At 39.8% G+C, this 22,055-nt stretch carries 24 protein-coding genes and 1 riboswitch; of the genes, 18 read left to right on the forward strand and 6 right to left on the reverse strand.

Going from position 1 to position 22,055, the window contains the following annotated elements; all coding sequences use genetic code 11:
• Positions 1-144: 144 nt before the first annotated feature.
• Entirely contained in the window at positions 145-912 is a 768-nt protein-coding gene (locus tag PTI45_RS05385; RefSeq protein ID WP_245703434.1) for a sugar phosphate isomerase/epimerase family protein, read from the forward strand.
• 112 nt (positions 913-1,024) lie between these two features.
• On the opposite strand, the gene PTI45_RS05390 is transcribed toward PTI45_RS05385, so the two are convergent.
• The gene (locus tag PTI45_RS05390) at positions 1,025-2,383 is read right to left on the reverse strand and encodes a hydroxysqualene dehydroxylase (protein ID WP_083243364.1); all 1,359 of its coding nucleotides are present in this window, start codon (positions 2,381-2,383) and stop codon (positions 1,025-1,027) included.
• Between the two features lie 137 nt (positions 2,384-2,520).
• Here PTI45_RS05390 and PTI45_RS05395 point away from each other — a divergent pair, with 137 nt between their 5' ends.
• The 3 genes from PTI45_RS05395 to PTI45_RS05405 all read left to right on the forward strand — a co-directional run bounded on the left by PTI45_RS05395 (position 2,521) and on the right by PTI45_RS05405 (position 4,431).
• Entirely contained in the window at positions 2,521-2,922 is a 402-nt protein-coding gene (locus PTI45_RS05395) for a GNAT family N-acetyltransferase (RefSeq protein WP_069326516.1), read from the forward strand.
• A 160-nt stretch (positions 2,923-3,082) separates the two neighbouring features.
• Entirely contained in the window at positions 3,083-3,439 is a 357-nt protein-coding gene (locus PTI45_RS05400) for a nucleotide excision repair endonuclease (protein ID WP_069326517.1), read from the forward strand.
• Positions 3,440-3,558: 119 nt separating this feature from the next.
• Positions 3,559-4,431 carry an Abi family protein gene (locus PTI45_RS05405; RefSeq protein WP_069326518.1) on the forward strand — a complete coding sequence of 291 codons (873 nt, stop codon included), beginning with the start codon at positions 3,559-3,561 and terminating at the stop codon, positions 4,429-4,431.
• A 95-nt stretch (positions 4,432-4,526) separates the two neighbouring features.
• Here PTI45_RS05405 and rluF read toward each other — a convergent pair whose 3' ends face one another.
• Both rluF and PTI45_RS05415 read right to left on the reverse strand, forming a co-directional pair.
• Complete coding sequence (gene rluF, locus PTI45_RS05410; protein WP_083243365.1) at positions 4,527-5,234, reverse strand: 23S rRNA pseudouridine(2604) synthase RluF; 708 nt, start codon at positions 5,232-5,234, stop codon at positions 4,527-4,529.
• A 116-nt stretch (positions 5,235-5,350) separates the two neighbouring features.
• Positions 5,351-6,247, reverse strand: coding sequence for a TIGR01777 family oxidoreductase (locus PTI45_RS05415; RefSeq protein ID WP_069326609.1), 897 nt, complete (start codon positions 6,245-6,247; stop codon positions 5,351-5,353).
• A 171-nt stretch (positions 6,248-6,418) separates the two neighbouring features.
• Positions 6,419-6,522: riboswitch (TPP riboswitch) on the forward strand.
• Between the two features lie 144 nt (positions 6,523-6,666).
• Here PTI45_RS05415 and tenA point away from each other — a divergent pair.
• From tenA to PTI45_RS05435, 4 genes are read left to right on the forward strand one after another with little or no spacing between them, the layout of a single operon-like run.
• A complete protein-coding gene (gene tenA / locus PTI45_RS05420) occupies positions 6,667-7,353 on the forward strand; it encodes a thiaminase II (protein ID WP_069326520.1) in 687 nt (228 codons plus the stop codon).
• A gap of 17 nt (positions 7,354-7,370) precedes the next feature.
• On the forward strand, positions 7,371-7,967 hold the full coding sequence (locus PTI45_RS05425) for an ECF transporter S component (RefSeq protein WP_069326610.1): 597 nt from the start codon (positions 7,371-7,373) through the stop codon (positions 7,965-7,967).
• Entirely contained in the window at positions 7,945-9,543 is a 1,599-nt protein-coding gene (locus PTI45_RS05430) for an ABC transporter ATP-binding protein (RefSeq protein WP_069326521.1), read from the forward strand. Before PTI45_RS05425 ends, PTI45_RS05430 begins: the two co-directional genes overlap by 23 nt.
• Complete coding sequence (locus PTI45_RS05435; RefSeq protein ID WP_069326522.1) at positions 9,540-10,280, forward strand: energy-coupling factor transporter transmembrane component T family protein; 741 nt, start codon at positions 9,540-9,542, stop codon at positions 10,278-10,280. The genes PTI45_RS05430 and PTI45_RS05435 overlap by 4 nt, the downstream gene beginning before the upstream one ends.
• Before the next feature lie 268 nt (positions 10,281-10,548).
• Here the strand turns inward: PTI45_RS05435 and PTI45_RS05440 are convergent, their stop codons facing one another.
• Positions 10,549-10,926, reverse strand: coding sequence for a polyketide cyclase (locus PTI45_RS05440; RefSeq protein ID WP_069326523.1), 378 nt, complete (start codon positions 10,924-10,926; stop codon positions 10,549-10,551).
• 168 nt (positions 10,927-11,094) lie between these two features.
• Between PTI45_RS05440 and PTI45_RS05445 the strand changes: the two genes are divergently transcribed.
• The 6 genes from PTI45_RS05445 to PTI45_RS05465 all read left to right on the forward strand — a co-directional run bounded on the left by PTI45_RS05445 (position 11,095) and on the right by PTI45_RS05465 (position 16,290).
• The gene (locus tag PTI45_RS05445; RefSeq protein WP_069326524.1) at positions 11,095-11,412 is read left to right on the forward strand and encodes an ArsR/SmtB family transcription factor; all 318 of its coding nucleotides are present in this window, start codon (positions 11,095-11,097) and stop codon (positions 11,410-11,412) included.
• A 43-nt stretch (positions 11,413-11,455) separates the two neighbouring features.
• Positions 11,456-12,556 (forward strand): dual-specificity RNA methyltransferase RlmN, encoded by a 1,101-nt coding sequence (gene rlmN / locus PTI45_RS05450; protein WP_069326525.1) that lies wholly within the window; start codon positions 11,456-11,458, stop codon positions 12,554-12,556.
• A 248-nt stretch (positions 12,557-12,804) separates the two neighbouring features.
• Positions 12,805-13,920 carry a glycosyl hydrolase family 8 gene (locus PTI45_RS05455; protein WP_069326526.1) on the forward strand — a complete coding sequence of 372 codons (1,116 nt, stop codon included), beginning with the start codon at positions 12,805-12,807 and terminating at the stop codon, positions 13,918-13,920.
• Positions 13,921-14,826, forward strand: a complete 906-nt coding sequence (locus PTI45_RS05460; protein WP_069326527.1) for a GGDEF domain-containing protein — start codon at positions 13,921-13,923, stop codon at positions 14,824-14,826.
• A 32-nt stretch (positions 14,827-14,858) separates the two neighbouring features.
• The gene (locus PTI45_RS24060; RefSeq protein WP_175425122.1) at positions 14,859-15,002 is read left to right on the forward strand and encodes a hypothetical protein; all 144 of its coding nucleotides are present in this window, start codon (positions 14,859-14,861) and stop codon (positions 15,000-15,002) included.
• The gene (locus PTI45_RS05465) at positions 14,995-16,290 is read left to right on the forward strand and encodes a glycosyltransferase family 2 protein (protein ID WP_069326528.1); all 1,296 of its coding nucleotides are present in this window, start codon (positions 14,995-14,997) and stop codon (positions 16,288-16,290) included. Before PTI45_RS24060 ends, PTI45_RS05465 begins: the two co-directional genes overlap by 8 nt.
• Before the next feature lie 87 nt (positions 16,291-16,377).
• On the opposite strand, the gene PTI45_RS05470 is transcribed toward PTI45_RS05465, so the two are convergent.
• Positions 16,378-17,871 (reverse strand): peptide MFS transporter, encoded by a 1,494-nt coding sequence (locus tag PTI45_RS05470; RefSeq protein WP_137224075.1) that lies wholly within the window; start codon positions 17,869-17,871, stop codon positions 16,378-16,380.
• Between the two features lie 263 nt (positions 17,872-18,134).
• Between PTI45_RS05470 and PTI45_RS05475 the strand changes: the two genes are divergently transcribed.
• From PTI45_RS05475 to PTI45_RS05485, 3 genes are all read left to right on the forward strand, one after another.
• Positions 18,135-18,812 (forward strand): TIGR00266 family protein, encoded by a 678-nt coding sequence (locus PTI45_RS05475; RefSeq protein ID WP_069326530.1) that lies wholly within the window; start codon positions 18,135-18,137, stop codon positions 18,810-18,812.
• Positions 18,813-19,048: 236 nt separating this feature from the next.
• Positions 19,049-19,534, forward strand: coding sequence for a transcription elongation factor GreA (greA, locus tag PTI45_RS05480; RefSeq protein ID WP_069326531.1), 486 nt, complete (start codon positions 19,049-19,051; stop codon positions 19,532-19,534).
• A 73-nt stretch (positions 19,535-19,607) separates the two neighbouring features.
• On the forward strand, positions 19,608-20,111 hold the full coding sequence (locus tag PTI45_RS05485) for a GNAT family N-acetyltransferase (RefSeq protein ID WP_069326532.1): 504 nt from the start codon (positions 19,608-19,610) through the stop codon (positions 20,109-20,111).
• 59 nt (positions 20,112-20,170) lie between these two features.
• Here PTI45_RS05485 and PTI45_RS05490 read toward each other — a convergent pair whose 3' ends face one another.
• Positions 20,171-21,070, reverse strand: a complete 900-nt coding sequence (locus tag PTI45_RS05490; RefSeq protein ID WP_069326533.1) for a PhzF family phenazine biosynthesis protein — start codon at positions 21,068-21,070, stop codon at positions 20,171-20,173.
• Positions 21,071-21,288: 218 nt separating this feature from the next.
• On the opposite strand from PTI45_RS05490, the gene PTI45_RS05495 reads away from it, so the two are divergent.
• A complete protein-coding gene (locus PTI45_RS05495; protein ID WP_069326534.1) occupies positions 21,289-21,864 on the forward strand; it encodes a hypothetical protein in 576 nt (191 codons plus the stop codon).
• Positions 21,865-22,055 lie beyond the last annotated feature (191 nt).

The raw sequence follows: 22,055 nt of genomic DNA on the forward strand, positions 1-22,055 counted from the left end.
CTGTCTCCTTGGATTACGATAAAAGGTTTTTACAAAGGCTCTTATCCTAATTGATCAAGGTTTATTTCGTATATTGTAATATATAGATACATCAAAAACGATAGAATAGATAGAGCGAAAAAAGGAGAGAATACAGTGAATTATATGCGACTAAAAGGAAGCTTAGATCAGCCTAGCCTAGATAATCGGCTTTCCTATAACCCTGAGATTATTGAATTTTACCTGAGTGCTACAGATATGCAACGAACAGACTTTATTCGTACTCGAATACGCGAGTTAAAAGCCAGAGGAGTTACAGTATATTTACACCATCCATCCCGATATCAACATACCTTTTTAGATATTATGAGCACAAATATAGAATTGCGCCGATTTTATCATGAATCGACTCAACAATTGGTTCAAATTTGTAAAGAAGAAGGAGCTAAATGTGTGTTACATGCACATTATGTACGCAGTGAGAATACAGAAGTATCACGCGAACGAACGATAGCTTTGCGAGAAGAGATTGCAGCTATTTTAGAATACGGACGAGAACAGATTGTCTGGGAAGATTCAACAGAAGGACTGTTTTGCTATTCTAATCCATACTTAATCGATGATCTGATTATCCCATTATCATTGCCTTTAAATGTAGATGTCAGTCATACCTTTATCGCCTTCCGGGGAGATAATCATAAATTACGTGAAGTGCTTGAGCGTACAGCACCTTATGCAGTGTACTATCATCTGGTAGATAGTATGGGACAAGTACATGATTCTTTACCGTTAGGAGAGGGTCTTATCGATTGGCAGATGGTGAAGCCGTTTGTAGAGGGGAAAGATTATATTTTTGAAATTAATCTTGTAGGCGATCACAGCGATTGTACACCTATGGTGGAAAGTGCGAAGTATTTTGCAGCATTATCATAAGTTCATAAGTACCTGATCCATAAAAAATACACCAATATCAAAATACAGAAAAAGACCTTAATCCATGCTAGACGGATATAAGGTCTTTTTTCTGCTTATCTATTGTTTATATTTATAGGACGCGTCCTGTCAAAATACCAGTAGCTGCTCGTCTGCCAGAGATTGCCGCACCTTCCATAGTAGCAAGTAACGGTTGGTCTGTATAATCGCCAGCTAGAAAAAGACCATCGATCGGAGTGATCTGTTTGGGACGTTTGTGTTCATTGCCTTTAGCCAGACGATAGAAATTCTCTTTCCCTCGTATAATCCGATATTGGGTCATCGTATCTACATTAGGTAGATCCACTTCGTGTAGCGATTTTTTGGTGATTTCCCAGACTTCTTCATCCGGCAGATCAATTAAGCTATCAGGATCAACCAGAATAATCGAAGCTCGTCCTGTTGGACGCTTAAATGTTGTACGGGATTGTTCGCTAAATGACCCTAATTGTGTACCCGGGCCAAACGTTGTATGATCCGCATCTGCTAATTTCTCTGTCGCTTCAAATTGTGCAGTTACATAAGGCATCGAATCTAACGACAACAAATCCTGAAACCATTCATGATTATGGAAATGTTCAGACAATAACATTTGAGCACGGCGAATATTTGTGGCAACAACTACCTGCTCTCCATAAATCTGTGAACTGTCTTCTAACTGCACACCGACTACTTTTTCGTTATCATATAATAAATGAGACACCGTTTTACCTGTAAGCACTTGTCCACCACGGTCTTCGATCGCTTTGGCAAGAGGACCTGTCATCACATCGGTCATGCCTCCTTTGAAAGCCCCAATACGTACTTTGGCTAGACGCGGTAAAGCAGGAGCGAATAGACCGAAAAACGCATACGCTGAGTATTCTTCGATAGGTAAAAAGAATATGCCTGATGATAACGGTTGAATCAATCGTTCGATTGCATCTGTCGACACGCTATATTTTTCCGCATATGCTTTGATCGAGTATTGATCCAAGTAATGTGGTTTGCTGATATAATCTTTAAATCCAGCTGTAAAAAAAGGAATTAGAGACGCTTTATCGGCGGGGGAAATAAGATCGTTATTACCCAACGCGCCAGCAATTGTTTTGAGAGGGGCTTTGAACGGATCGAGTCCAAATGTACCCTGTGCTTCGGTATGACGAATATTGGTTGTTTCTTCCCAATGCACCATGTCACTCATCGAAATGCCTGCATTTTTTAGAATTTCAGGAAGCACTGTATAATAACCTAGAAATTTATGAAATCCAGATTCCACTTCCATCCCATCTTCTACCCAGTTAGCAGTTCGTCCACCAATATAAGGAGCGGCTTCAAGTACCATAACACGCTTACCTTTATCCGCTAATTCAAACGCGCAACAAAGACCAGCAAGTCCTGATCCAATAATAATGGTAGGTTCTAGCGAAGAGTCATTTTGCATATGTACCATAATTAAGTTCACCAACCTTTTCATCTTTTACTAAAGTATTAACCATTAATAGGGAGCATCAACTTTATTTGTATACATTTGTATTCAGTATATAGATTCTTTGTTATGATTTGAGATAAAAAAGGGGTTGAAATGAGATGCAGATTATTCATCGTATTCCATCTGTGGAAGAGTATTTGGCTCTACGCAAGGTTTCAGGTTTAAGTGAGATGAGTATAGAAGGAGCCACTAAAGGGTTGCCGAATACACTGTTTGCTGTTGTGCTTGAAGAAGAAGGGCAAGCAATAGGGATGGGCCGAGTCGTAGGCGATGGCGGATTGTTTTTTCATATTACCGATATCTGTGTACGTCCTGAATATCAAGGTAACGGATACGGCAAAGCAATTATGCGTGAAATCAAAACATACTTAGAAGAGAATGCATCTCCTCAATCCCATGCGGTATTATTTGCAGATCCACCAGCAGATCAATTGTATGCTCAGTACGGATTTACTTATACAGCTCCTCATTCCTTGGGCATGTGGTGGAAAAAGGAATAGAATTTTTCAAACCGTTGGTTTTCACAAACGATACTAACTGCTAATCATTAGAAACCTATAGAGATGATGGTCTACAACATGGTAAGATGAGAGTATTCGTAGTTTTCGAGTGCAAATTATGATAGGATAAACACCTATATAGAATGAGGAAGTGACCATATTGATTAATATAACAATCCCAACAGCGGATGTTACCATTACGAAACAAATTAACCCTGAGCTTAGCCATATTTATGGATTTACTGATTTTCATCTGATTTCGCGTGAAACAGGCGGTATCTTTATGTTCTATAACGAACAAGATGAATTACTATTTGTTGGTAAAGCACGTAAGCTTAGACCACGCGTCAAAAAGCATTTCGAAGATACCGTATCACCGATCAAAGATCACCGTGATGAAGTGACCAAGATTGAAGTCTGCTTGATCGACAACGCTATGGATCGTGAGATTTATGAGACATACATTATCAATACACTACATGCGAAATACAATGTAGAAAAAGTATTTTACAAGTAAAATGGTGTTGATAGATATATATTAATCATTTATAATTAAGTTAACAGATCTCGCCACGCATACCTTAGGGTTGCGCACCAGGGCGAGACAATTTTTTTATATGGAGTTATTTACATACAATGAAAATTATCCCTCACTCTATTAAGCCTTCCAAAACTGTTGAAGAGCAACTCGATATTTTCAAATCAAGAGGATTAATTATTGAGAATGAAGAATGGGCAAAGAGCATACTGACTCATGTTAGTTATTATCGATTAACTGCGTATACGTTGTCTTTAAAAAATGGAAATCAATTTAATAAAAAGGTCACGTTCGAGAATATTTATCATCTTTATGAGTTTGATCTAAAATTAAGATCTTTGGTAATGGAAGTTACTGAAACTATTGAAATCTCTATGCGTACACATATTTCTCTTACACTTTCCCAAAAATATGATGGCATGGGTTATATGTATGCTGAAAATTTTATGGATTCAGATAAACATGATAATTTTATCAAAGAATTAAATAGAACCCTTGAGCTGTCTAAAGATGTTTTTGTTAAGCATTATTATTCGAAATATGCTGGTGAGTTTCCTGTATGGGTAGCTATGGAAATTACTACTTTTGGAATGATATCTAAATTGTTCAAAAACTTAAAGAAGGAAGATAAAGACTACATAGGATATATATATTATGGCGGTATAAAAGGGTTTTATATAGGTAGTTGGCTACATTCGATTAGTAATCTTAGAAATATATGTGCTCATTATGGACGAGTGTACAATAGAAATTTTCCACATCCTCCTCAATTATTTAAAAAAGATAAGCCAAAAATTATAGATGATAAGAAAGTTTTTTCGACCATTTTGATTATGAAATACTTCATCCCAAACAAAGATGTATGGAATGATTGGTTAGAAAAACTTAAAAATTTACTTGATATGTATTCAGAAATAGATCGAACATTAATAGGATTTCCGCCAGATTGGTATGCTGTTTTAAAAAAATGAAATAATAATCTAAGTGAAAAAGACCTCTTTTACTTGATCCGCTACCTTACATTCGGTAACAGATCATCAAAGAGGTCTTTTTATTTTTCGTTGTATTAGCGTTTTTTCGGCGTATATTCCAGATCACGGAATAAGCGATTGAGTTCATCAGTCGTCAGGTCACGCCACTTGCCTGTTGGTAAGTTACCCAGACGAATATTCATAATACGTGTACGGCGTAGCGCACGCACTTCATAACCAAGAGCAGAGCACATCCGGCGAATCTGACGATTCAATCCTTGAGTCAGGATAATTTTAAATACATATTTGGATTGTTGAACGACCTGACAAGGCAATGTAACCGTATCGAGAATCTCTACACCAGACGCCATGTTTTTTAGAAAAGAAGGCGTAATCGGTTGATCGACCGTTACGATATATTCTTTTTCATGTTTATTTTCAGCACGTAAAATTTCGTTGACGATATCGCCATCATTGGTCAGCATAATCAAGCCATCCGAGTCTTTATCGAGTCGCCCGACATGGAAAATACGTAAAGGATGATTAACAAAATCAACGATATTTCCCCGAATATGACGCTCGGTTGTACTGGTGATGCCCACCGGTTTGTTAAGCACAATATAGACATTTTCCTGTTCCACTTGGATCGGCTTGCCATTCACTCGAACGTCGTCGCCTTCTTCAACCTGACTTCCAAGCTCTGCAACCACACCATTGATCGTGACAATACCTTCATTGATCCATTTATCAGCACCCCGGCGGGATGTAATTCCAGATTCACTAATATATTTATTGATTCGCACGTATAAGCACACCTTTAACTCTAATTTTTGAGTCAGCTATTCTGCTCGAACTCAAGTCTATCTCTACGATACCCTTTTTTGCTGTATTTTAAAAGAATCATTCACAGATCTATAGATTATGACTTCGTATGCAAAATATGTTGTAGTGCTTTTTCCAAGCGACCGTATCTGAACATGAATCCTTCTTTGATCAGGCGATTAGGAACCACCCAGCGACTTTTAAGTACCAATTCAGGCTCGGTACGGATGATTCGAGCACCTAGATTCAGCATCCATGTGGAAGCAGGCAGACCGCCTTTACGATGCATCACTTTGCGCATGGTCGCCATCAGTTCTCGATTGGTGACTGGATTCGGCGACGTACAGTTAAATACTCCTTCAAGAGATTCCCACTCTTGAATAAATAAAATAATTTGGAATAAATCTTCAACATGAATCCAGCTAAACATCTGCTTGCCTGATCCTTGATGACCCCCTAGTCCAAAGCGAACAAGATTTTGAAAAGGAGTCATAACCCCGCCGCCTGGGCCCAGTACAATCGCTATTCGTAATGCCGCTTGTCGTGTATGAGGAAGGTTAAACGCGAAAAAAGCTTCTTCCCATGCTTTGGCAACATCAACTGAAAAGCCAGTTCCGATCTCGCCTTTCGTCTCGGTCATCGGACGATCTTCTGCATGACGATAAATAGTCGCTGTACTGGAATTTATCCATACGGCAGGCGGATGTTCACAATCCAAGATAGCGTTTCCAATAGTCTGTGTGGTCTCTACTCGGGAATTCATAATCTCACGTTTGTTCTGCTCGTTATAACGACAATTGACCGATTTCCCCGCCAGATTAATCACCATCTCTGCGCCATCTAACGCTTGCACAATCCCTTGATAATCATCCCATGCGATATGTGGAGATTGTCTGGAAATGATCTGAACATCTATATCCATAGCTGTAAACTTTTTTTCCAAATACTGCCCGATAAATCCAGTACCGCCTGCTAATACCACTTTACGTGTCATCCCCATCAACTCACTTCTATTCAGATATTTTAATCTGCGTGCAAATACCTAATAATATCTATATTTTACACCATTTTATAAGTGTATAACGGTAAAAAAAGGAAACCACAAGATTCTCATAGCAGTTGACAGTCTCTTCAATCGTGTGTACAGTAAGATGCAAATGAATCGAATGACCACTAGGGGAGCCTTTGTGTAGGCTGAGACGGGAAGATCCCGGACCCTTGGAACCTGATCTAGTTCATACTAGCGTAGGAAAGTGGAGACTGTGCAAGAGTACCTGTACAATACGTACACCTATTCTGCCGCTCCATCACGGGGCGGCTTTTTTGCATGTATTTTTCCATATATTCCAGCAGTGGTCCTTCTTTATTAACCAAGCATCGCTCCTGATGCTTCAATCTAAGGAGGATACAATTATGACATTTTCACAGGAAATTAGACAGGCAGCAGACCCTATTTTTGAAGCAATTTTTAATCATCCCTTTGTTCAAGGCATTGCCAAAGGTGATCTGCGTAGTGAGCAGTTAATCCATTATGTAAAACAAGATTTTGAGTATTTGAACTCATTTATGCGTATCTATGGCACAGCGATCGCCAAGTGCCCAACACGCGAAGATATGGCGATGTTTAATGAACAGATTTCATTTGTGCTTCATAGTGAAATTCATCCTCATAATAATTTCTGTGATGTAGCAGGCGTAAGATATGAGGATTTACAAGGATACGCGCTTTCGCCTTCGTCTCATCATTATATTCGTCATATGTTAACGGTAGCTCATGAAGGTGATCTGGGTGATATTTTGGCTGTATTATTGCCTTGTCCGTGGACATACTGGGAAATTGGTGTGAAATTACTGGAAGAAGTGAAGCCTGATCCATCTCATCCTTTTTATGATTGGATCAGCTTCTATGGCAATCGAACAGATACAATAACGCATCAATTTTGCGCTCGCTTAGATCAATGGGCAGAGCAGACGACCCCTGCACATCGTGCACGTATGAAAGAACATTTTCTACTGAGCTGTCAATTTGAATATATGTTCTGGGATATGGCGTACACGCTACAAGATTGGCCTGTACCGATGGAGGTTGCACGCGTATGAATGCTCAGCCGATCCATATGACATGGAAAATGAAAGAGGTTGTGTTAACAGTTATTTTAGCTGTAGCTTGCGGTGTGATTTATCTAGGTTGGTCTACGTTATGGATACCGATCTCAGCACTGGTTGGACCAGTAGGTGCAGGATTTATGTTTGGGATCTGGATTATAGCAAGCCCCATTGTGGCTTATATTATTCGTAAGCCAGGGGCGGCATTGATCGCTGAAGTAGCGGCTGCGGCTGTAGAGCTATTAACCGGTAGTCATTTTGGCTTATCTGCCTTATTGATCGGTGTGTTTCAAGGGATTGGAGCAGAGATTGCTTTCGCTCTATTTGGCTACAAACGGTATAACTTGATGACTCTCATGTTGTCTGGTGCATTGGCAGCGGTAGGTGGAGTCCTTTATAACGTTATTGCTAACGGATTCGGTTACTATACAACTCAGGTATTGCTGTTAACGCTGATTATTCAAATGATCAGCGGAATGATTTTAGGTGGAGGGTTAGCTAAGATTGTCGTAGAAGCTTTGTGCAAAACAGGAGTGCTGGATCAATACGAAATTATGAAAGCACGGCGGAAGAAGGGAAAACCTAATGGAATCGCTTCTGGAGTGTAAAGACCTGTCGGTACGCTTTTATAATCGAGAAGCTAACGTTTTGAACGGTATTGATCTATCGATCTCACGAGGTGAAAAAGTACTTATTTTGGGACCAAGTGGAAGTGGGAAGTCGACACTATTATCTGTGTTATCAGGCATTATTCCTGAACATGTAGAAGCCGAGGTGGAAGGTGAGATTCGATTAGCCCCTCAATGTGGAGTGATGTTCCAAGATCCAGATTCCCAGTTCTGTATGCTTCATGTGGATGAAGAGATCGCTTTTAGCTTAGAAAATCGCTTGATTCCCCGTGCTCAAATGGATGCCATGATAGAGGCTGTCATGAAGCAAGTAGGTCTGGATATAGATGGGCATACGCCGATCGAGACATTGTCTGGTGGCATGAAGCAACGATTAGCATTAGCATGTCTGTTGGCGCTTGAACCAGAAGTTCTTTTTTTCGATGAACCGACCGCGCAATTAGATCCAGTCAGTCGTAAAGAAATCTTTCAATTGCTACATGAACTAGCAGATCAGCATGGACAGACAATGGTATTTGTCGAGCACACTTTAGATGGCTGTATACAGTGGATGGATCGAGTCATTCTTATGAATGCGCAAGGAAGTATGATTGCGCAAGGAGAGCCAGCAGAGATGATCCAGCGATATCGAGCAGAGATGCAAGAAGCAGGTATCTGGCAACCCAAATTATTTCCGTATACATGGGACGATGTGCAAGATCATCCTTCGCATCCGTTAGCACAGCGATTGCAACAGACTTTACAACAACGACGTGCTTCTGCATTAGATGCAGACCAAGAAGGTAAGGGTGGGTCTGCTGTCATCGTAACCGAGCAACTGGATATCGGTTATCGTCAAAAGTCTGTGATGCGTGATATGAATATCCGTATTCCGTCAGGGGAATGGGTAGCGATTGTCGGTGCGAATGGAAGTGGCAAAAGCACATTTCTCAAAAGCCTGATCCGTCTAGAACGTATCCGTAGCGGACAACTTTACTTTCAAGATATCCTTTTGAAAAAGTGGAGTGATCGCGATCTATATGAGCAAGCAGGATTTGTTTTTCAAAATCCTGAACTGCAATTTGTGACAGATACTGTATTTGATGAGATTGCTTTTGGAGGACGACAACGCAATTGGAGCGAAGAAGAAGTTCATGCCAGAACGGTAAAGTTGCTACAGGAATTCGGCTTAGAATCTTATCAGGATCAACATCCATTTACACTCAGTCTGGGGCAAAAGCGGCGCTTGAGTGTAGCGACCATGTTGTTATTTGACCAATCTTTACTTCTATTAGATGAACCGACCTTTGGACAAGATGCACGTACATCAGCTGAATTGATCAAGCGATTACAACAACGGCAAGCACAAGGAACTACGATTGTGATGGTTACACACGATATGGATCTGGTCGATGAATACGCCAATCGAGTGATTGTGTTTGATCAGGGCAAAGTAATCTATAATGGTGCACCGTATCATCTATTTACACATCCCGAATCTATCGGTCATCATGCGATTATTGCTCCGCTTCATTATCAACTGATGAAGCCAGAGAAGGAGCGGAGTATTATATGAAAAGCAATGACTCCTGGTTATCAACATTGAATCCGACGATCAAGTTGGTAACTCATTTATTAGTGATGTGTGTATTGATGGCGGTGACTGATCCTCGGATCACCTTAGCGATCTGGATAGTAGCACTGGTGATTGGATTGACGCTAGGTGGATGGCGTATTCCTTATTTGCTCAAACGGTTATTGCCGTATACGATCTTTTTTGTCATGATTTTTTGGATGATGGCGGCTTTTGGTAAAGGGGAGCATACTCTGTGGCAATGGGGATGGTTCCATATCACCGAAGAAAGTCTAAACAATGGACTAATGATCGCACTTCGTATGCTTGGCTTTGTCACTTATGGCTTGCTGGTCACGTCTACAACCGATCTGACCGCTATGATTATGAGTCTGGTACATCAATGCCGATTGTCGCCTAAATGGGCATATGGACTGTTGGCTGGATTTCGCTTTATCCCGCTTTTTCAGACGGAACTAGCTCAAATGAAATCAGCACATAAGATTAGAGGATATAAGCAGAAGAATAGTTGGAAATCCTTCATCCGCTACGCCCTACCGCTATTCACTCAGGGTATTCGGAAGTCTGAACGAATAGCGATAGCTATGGAAGCACGTGGATTCACAGGCACGCGCCAGCGCACGTATTATCTGACTCCGCAATTAACGGGGAAAGATGGATGGTACTGTGGATTATTGTTAGTAGTTGTTCTGTGTATAGCTGTAGTATTAAAAATATAGATTAAAAGAAGGAGCATCTTGTTGTAGTCAAGATGCTCCTTCTTTTACCTTCTATAGTATTTGCATGCCGATCACAGCTTATGTAAACTTACTATAATTACCAATAGTCTTTAATAAAAAAAGAGGTGAGCCTTTTGCATATCGTATGGAGCAGTTTGTTTATTACGATGGGAATACTGATTGCTATCGTTGCACTATTTACATGGATCACAATCACAGCTGTCAGATCCTATCGCAATAAACATAGACATTAATCTACATAGAAGTATCAATATTTACTAAAAGCATCTTGGTTTTCTTGTACATTTTCTAAATAGACAATCTGACCTTCTTCATTTACACGAGCAATATCAATGCCTGTTTTGGCATATACGGTTCCTTCGCTCGACATTCCACATACTGCCCAGCGGGATTCGTAGGTTCCGTTGTTTTGCAGTTCCCACGGTTCATGCATATGTTTGATATCGATATTATATTGATAGAACATGTCGATAAAGTTTTTGAATCCTTTACGTGATGATCCATTCAATACGATCTCTACATCAGTAATAAATAAATTCAGTAATTGTTCCATCGCTTGTTCATCAGTACGTGAAGCATCGAATAAGCGAAAATAGTCATTTAGTGTGTGTACTGCGGTTGTCATTTTACAAATCTCCCTTTGATTAAAAACACAATCATACCGTTATTTTGATTAATAGTTTGATGAAAATCGAACTAATAAAGTGTAGCACATTTTCAAAGTAATAAATAGTTCGACCAAAATCGTACTTTTCAATTGATAGTTGCTCCAATAAATGATAAGTTGAAGAGTATGAAAATATTAGAAGCTGTAGCACCGACACCAATCAAGCTTGTAGACGTATTCAGTGCACTAAGTGATCCTGTGCGACTGAAAATACTACTGTGTCTTGCCCATCATGGAGAAAAAAGCTGTGCAGGTTTTCAGATGAGTCATATTTCCAAATCAACATTGTCTCATCATGTTAAAATATTACGCGAAATAGGGCTTATCCAATTACGCATCGAAGGCAGACAGCATTTTTATAGCATTTGCCGCAGTGAGCTAGACACTCAATTTCCCGGATTACTAACATCGATTCTTCAAACCGAAGAAGAAGATCTAGTGTAATCTGTATATTCTCAAATTTATTCGCTTTGAAAGAAGGTATACCATGAATAAACCGTCCATTTATGGATTAACATTAGATCAATTATCAGCATGGCTAGGTGAACGTGGACATAAGAAATTCCGCGCAAGTCAAGTCTGGGATTATTTGTATCGTCAGCGTGTAACTGAATTTAATAACATGACTGAAGTGAATCCTGCTTGTATCGCTTTGCTTACCGAGCACTTTGCGATTCAAACATTAACCGAACATGTGAAGCAAGAATCTGCCGATGGTACAGTGAAATTTTTGTTCCGTTTGGAAGATGGCAACTTGATCGAAACCGTATTGATGCGTCAGAAGTATGGTCAATCGGTCTGTGTCACCACGCAAGTGGGCTGTAATATTGGTTGTAGCTTTTGCGCTAGTGGTCTGATTAAGAAAAGTCGTGATCTAACCGCAGGTGAGATTGTCGAGCAGATTATGAAAGTACAATTTCATCTGGATGCAGCCGCGCAAGACCAATTGGTGACTCATATCGTAGTAATGGGTATCGGCGAACCATTTGATAATTTTGAAAATATGGTCGATTTCTTGAATATTGTCAAAGACCGCAAAGGTCTGGTGATTGCTCCCAAAAGAATCACTGTATCCACCAGTGGCCTACCTGACAAAATTAGAGAATTTGCTGATAGCGATCTACAGGTTAATCTAGCACTTTCGCTCCATGCACCGAATAATGAACTACGTACACGTATTATGAAAATTAACCGTGCGTATCCGCTAGAGCAATTGATGTCTGCTGTAGAATATTATCTGACCAAAACGAATCGCCGTATTATGTTAGAGTACATTTTGCTACGTGATGTGAATGATCATCAAGAACATGCACAGCAATTAGCAGATCTGATCGCTCATATGAACAAATCAGCGAGTGTCAATCTAATCCCTTATAATCCGGTCGATGAGCATAGTCAGTATCAACGCAGCTCCCAAGAATCGATTATCACCTTCTATGATACGTTGAAAAAGAATGGTGTGAACTGTACGGTTCGCTTAGAGCACGGTACAGATATTGATGCCGCTTGCGGACAATTGCGCAGTAAACAGATCAAAAAAGCAGCACAAGCAGAAAAAGAAGAAAATCCAGTGGTTGTCGGTTCTTAAAAAACAGATGGATAAAGCCTTTCTTATCGTTAACTAGATAAATACGTGAAAATGCGAGCTGTCGGTCAACTTCGGCAGCTTTTTTTGTAATTTATTTTATAATGCATCGATCGTAGCTCAATCATAGTCAGATCGCACATATTGTCGAATTTTAAAAGAAAAAGTAATTATCTATCAAAAGTTAGCCGATAAATAGAGTATCATCACGAGCTGACGGAAAATAAGAACATATACCATAGGAGAACGATATGAGAAGAAATCAACATCATTTTGTAAAGAAATGGATGTTCTTTATGCTAGCATTTATTATCGTCATCGGAATTATATGGGGAGTCTATACATACCGATCTCAACCCAGCATCCCCCCTACAGCAACCTTTATTACATCACACATGGTCAATGAAAATGGAACGTTAGCCAGTCGCCTTTTACCTGCTCCTCCAACCAATCCTGATATTGTCGCAGGAAAAGAAGCCTTGTCTGAATCGTTAGGATTATGGATGCAATATGCATTAATGACCGATGATCAGAAGAGTTTTGAACACAGTTATACGTTGTTGAATCAGTATTTTTTGAATCCAGAGAAGCATTATATTTATTGGAAATTAGAGCCGAATGGCCAGTCCAAAGTGAATACGAATGCACTGGGTGATGATCTGCGAATCGTAGCTGCATTATTACAAGCATCTACACAATGGCAACAGCAGAGTTATACCACAACAGCCAAGCAAATTGTCGATACATTACTTGCTTCAGATCAACAACATGGTTATCTGGTAGACTATCATGATTTTGAACACGGATATTCTGCAGATGTCCTGAGCTTAACGTATATTGATGTCCCTGCTCTGGAACAGATGAAGCAGACAAATATGATTTCTGCTGAAGAGTATAACAAGTACACCGATCTATTGCGGAATACTCCGAATGATGGAGTGTTTTACCCTAGAACGTATAGTGTAGCTACAGGCAAATACAATTATGACGATACGATTAATCTGATTGATCAATTGATTTTGGCTCTGCATCGTAGTGAATTGGGGCAACCTTCAATCGAATTGACCGCTTTTATGAAAAAAGAATTTGAGCAACACCATCAATTAGCCGGTCGCTATAAGCGTGCAGACCAGACAGCAGATGTGGCTTACGAATCACCAGCAGTCTACGGACTCGCAATTTTATTAGCCCTTCAGGAGAAAGATCAGGCTTGGGCAGAACAGTTATATGCTCAAATGTTGACGATGCGAGGCTGGGATCAAGCTTATCCGGGGGGCTATGTATTTGATGGCGACACCCATATTTTTGATAATTTATTTCCTCTTTTAGCGGAGACACTTTTGCAGAAGGGCAGTGAAACGAAGTAAATGAGAACGAGTCGGAAACGTAAAGAATTAAGTACGAATACGAGCCTTATTAGCCAGATGACATGGGGTTATATTATTTTGATTGTACTTGCGATGGTGCAAGAAATTCTTGTTTTTTTCAATATCTATACCAGTCACTCGTATAGTCTGCTAGAAATATCTTTAAATATCGTTGCGATGTGTGCTTTATTATTCGGATTTGTAGTTTCTATGGGCATTGCAGTAGTTGTTATTTTTATATTTTTAGTGACTTATTTTGTATGGATGGTGACATATGCGCCTGTAAATACGTTGATCTTTTTTGAGTTGTTTTTGATTCCTGCCAATATTCTAATAGCCGCGTTTATCAAATCGACATTGATCCGTAACAAAAGGGTCAGTGAGCGCCTAGAAGCTTTACGTAAACGTGATCCGGAAGTGGATTTGTATACATCGTTAGGTAATAAAAAAGCATTAGGCGATACGGTAGTGAAGCAATCAAATTTAGCCAGACGTTATTCAGATAGATACACATTCTCGGTAGCGATGTTCAAGATCGAATTTTTGGCATTGGTACAAGAATCGTTAGGCAGTCAGCTATACTCGCAACTATTGCTAGAGTTGTCGGAGACGATTCAGAAGCAGATTCGTTATGAAGATTATAAATTTTCGATTGAAGATGGACGTTTTATTATTTTGTGTCCTATGACGGATCAGCAGTATTTACAATTACTAACCGATCGGATCAAGAATGCCATGATGGATATGACATTTTTGGACAAAAAAGGCAATGACTTGAAGCTGGTTATTCGTGCAGGAGCTTTCGTATTTCAAAAAGAGCAGTTTAGCACATACGAGAATATTGATGAGATTATTGCTGCTTTGGAACGCAACACCGAGACAGATTTGATTGCAGAATATATTTAACACAACGTCTATTGAAAAGGAGGTAATAATACATGGAATATACGAGTTGGTTTATCCCGCTTTGTATTGTAATTAGCAGTTTATTTGGGATCGCTATTATTGTATTGACGATCATGACACTGGTTTTTCGTGCCAATGTAAATAGAAAGTATGACCGGGGGAAAAATCATGTCTGATGCTATTTTACTCATCTCGATTATGAGTATTTGGATCGCTGTATTTGAATCCATTGTGATTATGTGGGGCGCGATTCGTTTTATGTTTAAGCAGAACAAAATCCCGACGGTGATTCCTGAAAATATGGATCATTTCCCAAGTGTTACCGTGATCGTACCTGCTCACAATGAAGAGATTGTGATCATATCTACTGTAGAGCATATTCTCAAGCTTAATTATCCACCAGAAAAAGTACAGATTATTATCGTTGCTGATAATTGTAGCGATAATACAGCAAGTCGCCTGCGAGAGTTGAAAGATAAGCCGCCTTATCGTGATCGGGACTTTACCATTATGGAACGTACCGGTAGCGGAGGGAAATCAGGAGCATTGAATGATGCAATGGTCATTTCTAAAGGGGAATGGTTATGTGTATATGATGCAGATGCTGCACCTGAGAAAAATGCACTTCTTTTTCTTACTCAAAAAGCGATGGAACAACCGGAGAAATATGGCGCTGTATTTGGTCGGAACAAAGCACGGAATCGCAGTCAAAACTTTTTGTCCGGTTGTATCAATCTAGAGCTGATTACGATTCAGCGTGTTCATCACACAGGCATGTGGGAGTTATTTGGACTTGGAACGATTCCGGGTACGAACTTTATTGTACGCAAAGACTTGATGGAAGAGATCGGTGGTTGGGACCCGCAGGCGATTACCGAAGATACCGCGATTTCATTTGAAATTTTGACCCGTGGCAAGTTAATTGCACTGGCTCCACAAGCTGAAGCGTATCAACAAGAACCGGAACTACTTAGTGTTTATATGAAGCAACGAGAACGCTGGTCGAAAGGCAATTACAGCGTAGTTATGGACAATATTCATCATTTGTTCGATAAAACAAGCTGGCGTATTAAGCTTCATGTGATGTATTATGCGGCTAGCTACTTCTGGTTTATGATTGCGATTATCGTCTCGGATATCATTTTCCTCGCCAATATTGTGTATCAGATCATTGAGCTATTTAATCCAGCAGTGATTTCGCCATTCCAGTTTGTAGGCGATGTCTATGTGTATCTCGTGATCGGTTGGGCGCTGATGTATTATATCTATGTATTGCAGATTAATATGGCACTGGCGACAGATATCGGGCAAAGTAATACGCGTAACTTTATTTTATCGTGCGTCTCGTACTTCACGTATTCGCAACTGTTCCTGATTATTTCGGTCAAAGCATTCTTCTCGATTACGTATGATCGAATTACAGGTAGAGAAAGCAAATGGTACAAAACCAAACGCTTTGGCTAAATAATAAGCTCTAATTATAAAAACAAAATAAAAGCCAGTCTCTATTGTAGAGGCTGGCTTTTATTTATTAGAGTGTACTTATTTATTTTACAGTACGCCCTTCATAAAGCTTTGAATTTTAGGTCCCATAATAAACAGAATAACACCTAACGCAATCGACACGCCGCCGATCACTCCGAAATAGATCATTTCTGTATCCGGGCTATAAAATTGCACAAGAATCGCATTAATCGCTTGCGCTGCTGCATTGGATAAAAACCATAGACTCATCGTTTGCGCAGAGAAAGCCGCAGGAGCAAGCTTAGTGGTTGCAGACAGCCCGACAGGAGAAAGGAATAATTCCCCAACGACAATAATAAAATAGCTCAGTACAAGCCACAGCGGGCTTACAAGTGCATTTTCACCACCGAAGTAAGAAGGAATAAGAATAACCAAGAAAGACAACCCGGCGAACAACAATCCTAATGAGAATTTACGTGGAATAATCGGTTGACGATTACCAAGCTTCAGCCAGATTGCTGCAAACACAGGTGATAACGCAATAATAAATAACGGGTTGAGCGATTGGAACCAAGCAGGAGCAATATGAATACCCATAAAGTCCAATTGTGTCCGTTTATCTGCATAGGTTGCGAGTACAGTTGATGTCTGTTCTTGAATTGACCAGAACATCACAGCCGCAATAAATAAAGGAATATAAGCAAGTAGACGCGAACGCTCTACATCGGTTGTTTTTTTACTGCGATACATGGTGACAAAGTAACAGATTGGAATAAGTACTCCGAGTACAGCCACTACAGTTACAAAAGATTTTAATGTTAACCAGCCCATCATAATCGCTATAGCGACGATAATCGCAATAATCACAGCACTGATTGCAAAAATTTTGATCGTTGTTTTCTTCTCGTCAGCAGATAATGGATTACCTACGACTGTACCTGCTAGACCTAAATTTTTCTTTTTCGTCAATACAAAAACGACTAGCCCGATAAACATTCCGATAGCTGCTGTAGCAAAGCCCCAATGGAAGCCATAACTGGTCTGCAATCCACCGACGATCAATGGTGAGATAAATCCACCCAAGTTAATACTCATATAGAAAACACTAAAACCGGAATCACGACGATTGTCGCTCTCCGCATACATTTCGCCGACCACATTCGAAACGTTTGGTTTGAGTAATCCTGTACCGAGTACGATTAAGCCCATTGATACGAATAATAGCGGTACACTATTTGGAATAGCGAGCACGATATGACCGATCATAATCAAGACTCCGCCATAGAAGATCGCTTTGGATGAGCCGAATACCCGATCAGCTAACCAACCTCCAATAATACCGGACATGTAGACGAGTGATCCATAAATGGACATAATCGCAAGTGCGGTTGCTTCATCGAAGCCGAGTCCGCCTTTAGATACTTCATAGTACATATAGAATACAAGAATCGCTCTCATTCCATAATAAGAGAACCGCTCCCAGAATTCAGTGAAGAATAAAGTGAATAATCCTTTCGGATGACCGAAGAATCCTTTCTGCGGTACACTGTCTACAACTTGTTGCTTATTCACATCTGACACAAATGAACCTCCTGCTCTGAACATCTTTTATTTTCATGATAGAATACAGAATAGAACGTTAAATATTTACATATCATCATATAGGGCTATCGAAAATATTTACACGTCACTTCAGCAATCGAACCATCAGAATACAACATATTCTTCATATCATCAATGAGAAATTGCCGAGACGATTGAACCGAGAGCATGTATACAACGCCAAAGGTGAAATGTCATAATATAAAATAAGCTTGATACATTGAGAGGATAGGTGAACAAAGATGAAATATGATATTTTGTATGAAGGCGCGTTTGCCATGTTGAAGGTACATATAGAGCAAGGAGAAGCGATCAAAGCCGAGTCAGGCGCTATGGTCTCTATGTCTCCAAATGTAGATATTAAAGGAACGATGGATGGCGGACTGATGGGCGGTCTAGGTCGTATGTTAACTGGAGAAAAATTCTTTTTTCAAGAACTGCGTTCGACTCGTGGCCCAGCAGAAGTATTACTTGCCCCTTCCAGTATAGGAGATGTCACTGCTGTTGAATTAGATGGATCCTATAGTCTGTATGTACAAAAAGACGGTTTTCTTGCTGGGACCGAAGGCATCGAAGTCGGCACACAGATGCAAAATCTGAAAAAAGGGTTATTTTCAGGCGAAGGATTCTTTATTATTGAAATTCGTGGAAAAGGCACAGTCTTCTTATCTTCCTACGGGTCGATTCATGCGATTAATCTAGCTCATGGGGAAGAAGTGATTGTCGATAATGCTCATCTGGTCGCATGGCCGGGTTATATGAATTATCAGATCGAAAAAGCATCGAAAGGCTGGTTATCCAGTGTCACCAGTGGTGAAGGAATCGTTTGTCGCTTCCGCGGTGAAGGTGTGATTCTGATCCAATCTCGTAATCCTGCGGGTTTTGGTAGTTGGATTAAGCAATTTATTCCGAATAAATAAGCGTTTTACCGAAAAAGCTAAGCTAACTCAGATTCTCTGAGATGTGCTTGGCTTTTATTATTGTGATACAGATCTAGAAGGCAATAACAATAAGGATGAAAGTTGATGATTAACCAATGTATGCGTTTTATTGCGATCAGAACAGCATACCTCTTAAATTTAATCACTTTATTTTACAATTAAAGTAACGAAAGTGTGCCAATATAGCGTATACTGTTAAAGAGGGAGTTGAGCACATGGCTAAGGAAAAAGAAGAAATTATATTGACCCGAGAAGGTATCAATAAGCTGGAAGATGAGCTTGCAGAACTGAAGGGACCACGCCGTAAAGAGTTGTCACAACGTCTGAAACTGGCAATCAGTTATGGAGACTTGAAAGAAAACAGCGAATACCATTCGGCAAAAGACGATCAAGCATTTATGGAGACACGAGTTCTGATTTTAGAAAAAATGTTACGTAATGCACAGGTCGTAAATGCAGATAACTTGGATCTTTCCAAAGTCAGTATCGGTTCTACGATACTCCTACATGATTTGGAGTTCGGTGAAGATATCGAATACCAAATTGTCGGACCTGCTGAAGCAGACGTTATTAACAACAAGTTATCTTATGAAAGCCCGCTAGGTAAAGCGTTGATCGGACAAAAAGTCGGTAACACGATTACTTTTGAAGCGCCTATGGGAACATTCAAATATAAACTGTTGGAAATCAAAATCGTATAATTGCAGTTCAAAAGGCAAAGCCAAAGATTTTCTGAGGGCTTTGTTTTTTTATATCAGGGTAGGAGGGGATAAGATGGACATCAGACGTTTAACAAGTGAAGATGCAGTGTCCTATCGTGCACTTCGATTAAGGTCATTACAAGAAAATCCTGAAGCTTTTTTAGTTACATATGATAGCGAAGTCTCCAAACCGATCGAAGAGATACAACATAAGCTTCAACCCTCAAGTAAACGATTTACATTAGGTTGTTTTGATAAGCAAGAGCTTGTAGGAATGGTGACTTTTGTTAGAGAACAACATCTCAAAACGATACATAAAGGCAACATCTATGCGATGTACGTGTCACCGTCTTGTAGAGGTCAAAAGATAGGCAAAGCGTTGATGAAAGAATTGGTACAAAGAGCCAGTGTACTGGAAGGATTAGAGCAGATCGGATTGACTGTCATTTCTGAAAATAGGGCGGCTAAGCAATTATATATCAGTCTAGGATTTACAGTATGTGGCTTGGAAAAGAATGCGTTGAAGTATGAGGGGCAGTATTGGGACGAAGAAAAAATGGTATTGGAACTCGATTAACGATAAAAAAGGCAAAGCCGTATATACTAAGAGCTTTGCCTTTTTCTATTCTATCTAATTTAAATACTTAATTCCCCTCGGATCGTGATCGTTGCTGCTCCAGCGACTTTGATGATCGGATTATCTACACCTTTAGGGATAGCTTGTACATACAGTAGACCGGGTCTGCCAATCGCATGACCTTGAGCAATGGTAAGTGCTGTAGTCTGATCTTGCGGGATGATCCCATTTATATATAAAAAGCCTGCTAAAGCTCCATTTGCCGCACCTGTTACTGGATCTTCAGCAATGCCTATCGCAGGCGCAAAATCACGAGTATACAGATCATATTCTTGATCTGGCGTAAATGTGTAGAGATGGGTGGTCGCAATCTGGTGCTGTCGATTATGTTGACTGAGAGCGATAAGGTCAGGGTTAGCTTGATCGATCGCTTGCTGTGTATGTACAGGAATAAGTAGATGCCAGTTCCCTGTATGGGCGAGTTGAATCGGATAAGCAGGATCGATTGCATTAACAGGAACACCAATCATAGCACTAAGTGTAGTAAGGTCTATGGTAAAAGGCTGAATCTGTGGTGTAACTTGTGTCATTTCGACCCGTTGTACTTTGCCATCTTGTTGATGCCATACGACTGGAATTGCACCTGCTTGTGTACCTAGAACAACGCCATCTTGTTGCTGAGACAATCCCAATTCGGTAGCCAATATCCATGTTAATCCGATGGTAGCATGTCCGCAAAAAGGAATTTCTTCAGTAGGTGTAAAATATCTTGCTTTATAATCTATATCTGCTTGATCGGAAGGAAGTAAAAAGACCGATTCGGATAAGTTCAATTCTCGCGCAATCTGTTGCATTTCTAGACTGCTTAAATGTTCTGCATCTAATACTACACCTGCGGTATTACCCGTGAAAGGTTGATCTGTAAAAGCATCGACATGATACACTCTAATTCTTCTCAAAGAAAATCACTCCTTTTGCATATAATAGATATATCGAGATAATTCGATATAAACATCATATACGTTGTTGAAGCATTTGTAAAATCATCTTTATAGATGATGAAAATTAATCTCATAAATCCAAGTATATAGATAACTGCCTTTTTCCTTTTTACACGAAATGGGTAAGGAGTTGTATATTACTTCTATTTTGCTCGATCGAAGGAGACCTTGCTATTATGGATCAATTACCGACTCGTATACATTTGGGAAAAGCGACACGGCAGATTGCTAGATTGTTAATTCGTTTTCCTCAAGTTAAACAATTACATCGCACAACCGAAGCTTCTTTATTATTGTCAAAACATGAATCTGATTCGATCGATGCAGAGTTATATTGGTTTCGGCTGACTGCTTTGCAATTAGCATTTCTACTACATATGCAATACCACCAATACGATCTCAATCGATACGAAGCCAGATATATGATGACGACGGCTATCGAATTAGCTTTTCAAGATGCAGATTTATCTCGTAAAGACACGACTAAGATTCGCAGTAAATTATCCGAGGAACTGGATTACTATTTTAACCAATTGGAATTAGATCACTTGTCTGGAAAAGGTGCAGATACTTCAGCTATTATGCATGTGTTTGCAAGAAGAACATTAGCTATTTGCCATCCTCTTCAAGCGGGAAGTGATACAGATCGTCAACATGTGTTAGCGCAAGAAGCGACTATGATCTGGGATAAAGTCACGACAGAAGTCGAAGAATTATTAAAAAGGATCACTATTATTGAATTTGAGAAGTAAGATACTGCTTTTTTTACTATTTTCTTAAATGTTACTTACCAATATAGCGTATACTGGATAGAGTGAGCCAAAGTAGATATGATCTGTTAAATGGTCGCTAGGTATCGTTATCCAAGTAAGTGTATGTTCATTATTCAGCATGTTGGGTCGAGCGATCGAACATGTTAATTTATAAAAAGAAGAGGTATTTC

Source organism: Paenibacillus nuruki, from assembly GCF_001721045.1.
In the GTDB taxonomy this organism is placed as follows: domain Bacteria; phylum Bacillota; class Bacilli; order Paenibacillales; family Paenibacillaceae; genus Saccharibacillus; species Saccharibacillus nuruki.